The sequence below is a fragment of the Bacillus cereus group sp. BfR-BA-01441 genome (assembly GCF_022663075.1).
GTDB classification, from domain to species: domain Bacteria; phylum Bacillota; class Bacilli; order Bacillales; family Bacillaceae_G; genus Bacillus_A; species Bacillus_A cereus.
Map to the genome: position 1 here is coordinate 1 of NZ_JAKUEU010000179.1, position 2,679 is coordinate 2,679.

Below are 2,679 nucleotides of genomic sequence, written 5' to 3' on the forward strand. Positions count from 1 at the left end.
TGAAAATAGAAAACTTGCTATAAAAAGATTAACTGACATGGGCTTTCAAGTTACATTCTCAAAATATGCTGATGAGATAGATCGATTTGCTTCCTCCTCTATTTCTTCCCGCATTCAAGACCTCCATGAAGCATTTCGAGACTCTAATGTAAAAGCTATTTTGACTACACTTGGCGGATACAACTCAAATGGTTTATTGAAACATCTCGATTATGATTTAATTCGTGAAAACCCGAAATTTTTCTGTGGTTATTCTGATATTACTGCCTTAAATAATGCAATTTACGCAAAAACAGGGCTTGTTACATATTCAGGACCCCATTTCTCTTCGTTTGGAATGGAGAAAGGGCTCGGGTATACAACCGATTACTTTTTAAAGTGCTTAACTTCTAATGAGCCTATTGAAGTCCTTCCATCTGAAACATGGAGCGATGATTCTTGGTATATAGATCAGGAAAATCGAGAATTTATTAAAAATGAAGGATATGTTTCAATTCAAGAAGGAGAAGCTACGGGAGATATTATCGGTGGCAATATGAGCACATTTAACTTACTGCAAGGTACACCATATATGCCAAATTTAAAGGAGAAAATTTTATTTATTGAAGAAGATAGTTTAACTGGAACATCTACTCTTAAAACTTTTGATCGTTATTTACATTCCCTTATGCAGCAGCAAGGTTTTGAATACATAAAGGGAATTGTTATAGGAAAGATGCAAAAAGGTGCAGAATGTACGATAGAAGACATTCAAGAAATGATTGCTTCAAAACCTGAACTTGCACATATCCCTATCATTGCAAACGCAAGTTTCGGGCATACAACCCCGATTTTCACTTTTCCAATTGGTGGACATGCAAAAATTATTTCTCACAAAGAGAAGACATCTATCACTATTTTAACGTACTAAAAAAGGAGCGAATGAGTCGCTCCTTTTATGGTTTTTCTATTTTTTCCAACGCTTTTTGCGGAATGGATTCTTTCGGGATTTCAGCCCATCCTTTTCCTTGCATACCTTTTGCATAAATTTTTATAAACGCCCCCGTATGCAATTCACGGTTCATCATTCTTTTAATAACTTGTAACTTTCCATCTTCTGTATACCCTTTAAAAGTATACAAGTATTCTCCGTCTTTTTTCTCACCTTTATCTATAACCGCATAATAATCTTGTATTTCTTTATTTGAAAAGAAGTTGTCTACAAAAGCATGTACACCTTCTGTTTTTGTGTTCAAATAATACGCTGTTCCACCTAGAATAATGGCGAATACAGCTAAAACTTTAATTACCAATTTCATACATGAACCTCCTGTTTGCACTTCTTTCTCGCTAGTATTATATCTATACTTGTATTATACGGAAAAGAGCATACTATACTCTATCTAAAAGTCTTACACTTTCCTTACATTATTGTAAGGGATTTTTTCTTACAACCAGTTCCCAAGAAAAAATTTTTCCGTTTCATACACTTTTATATTATTATTGAATGATACGAATTTTTATTACAAAAATCAAAGGAGACAGTTTTCAAATGGCTATCTTGCAAGGTTTAGCACTATTACTTGTTGTACTTTGTCTATTTACACTTTTCAGTTACCGTGCGCCTTACGGAATGAAGGCGATGGGCGCTTTAGCTAATGCAGCAATTGCAAGTTTTCTTATTGAAGCATTTCACCGTTATATAGGTGGCGAAATGTTTCATAATGACTTTTTACAATCAGTAGGAGAAGCTTCCGGTAGTATGAGCGGTGTCGCAGCAGCGATTTTAGTCGCATTAGCAATCGGTGTTTCCCCCGTATATGCTGTTTTAATTGGTATCGCTACTAGTGGATTTGGTATTTTACCAGGATTTTTCGCTGGATACGTTTGTGCCTTCGTCGTGAAATTTCTCGAAAAGAAATTACCAGCTGGTGTGGAATTTTTAGCAATCCTATTTATCGCTGCACCAATCTCACGCGGAATGGCAATGCTTATGGATCCGCTCGTTAACGCCACACTTGGTAAAATCGGTTCTATGATTTCAGTTGCAACTACAGAAAGTCCTATCATTATGGGTATTATGCTTGGTGGATTAATAACAGTTATTTCTACCTCTCCACTGAGTTCTATGGCACTAACTGCAATGCTTGGATTAACAGGTTTACCAATGGCAATTGGTAGTCTGGCCGTAGCAGCTTCAGCCCCAATGAACTTTATTTTCTTTAAACGATTAAAAATTTGTTCAAAGAAAGATACAATTGCTGTAGCAATCGAGCCTTTAACACAAGCCGATGTTGTTTCAGCAAATCCGATTCCAATTTATGCGACAAACTTCGTTGGCGGTGCACTTGCTGGTATTATTACCTCTCTGTTCCAGCTCGTTAATAATGCACCAGGAACAGCATCACCAATCCCAGGACTTCTTGTCTTATTCGGATTTAATGACGTTGTAAAAGTAACAATTGCTGCTATATTATGCGGGATCGTTACCACTATTGTCGGATACATCGGATCTATTGTGTTCCGTAAATATCCAATCCGCTCTGCTGATGAAATTCGCGGAGTTACTTCGGAAGAGAAGGTTGCATAAGAAAAAGAGCTATTCCCATCGTTTAGGAATAGCTCTTTTTTGTGTTGCGTAACAGTAAATGAAATTATATCGGCGGTTTTTTAATATATCAGCGCAACTCGAATTATATC

Annotated in this window: 3 protein-coding genes; 2 read left to right on the forward strand and 1 reads right to left on the reverse strand. The window is 36.5% G+C overall.

What is annotated here, in order from left to right; genetic code table 11:
* Positions 1 to 910: S66 family peptidase (locus MR107_RS29600; protein WP_242293115.1), on the forward strand; the 910-nt coding region annotated here is incomplete at its 5' end.
* Positions 911 to 935: 25 nt separating this feature from the next.
* Here MR107_RS29600 and MR107_RS29605 read toward each other — a convergent pair.
* Complete coding sequence (locus MR107_RS29605) at positions 936 to 1,298, reverse strand: YxeA family protein (RefSeq protein WP_000779921.1); 363 nt, start codon at positions 1,296 to 1,298, stop codon at positions 936 to 938.
* Positions 1,299 to 1,531: 233 nt separating this feature from the next.
* Between MR107_RS29605 and MR107_RS29610 the strand changes: the two genes are divergently transcribed.
* The gene (locus MR107_RS29610; RefSeq protein ID WP_000996319.1) at positions 1,532 to 2,569 is read left to right on the forward strand and encodes a PTS sugar transporter subunit IIC; all 1,038 of its coding nucleotides are present in this window, start codon (positions 1,532 to 1,534) and stop codon (positions 2,567 to 2,569) included.
* Positions 2,570 to 2,679 lie beyond the last annotated feature (110 nt).

What these genes read in the sequence shown, in the direction of transcription:
- MR107_RS29610 (WP_000996319.1), top strand. Translation starts at nt 1,532, where the DNA reads ATGGCTATCTTGCAAGGTTTAGCACTATTACTTGTTGTACTTTGTCTA.
- MR107_RS29605 (WP_000779921.1), bottom strand. Translation starts at nt 1,298, where the DNA reads ATGAAATTGGTAATTAAAGTTTTAGCTGTATTCGCCATTATTCTAGGT.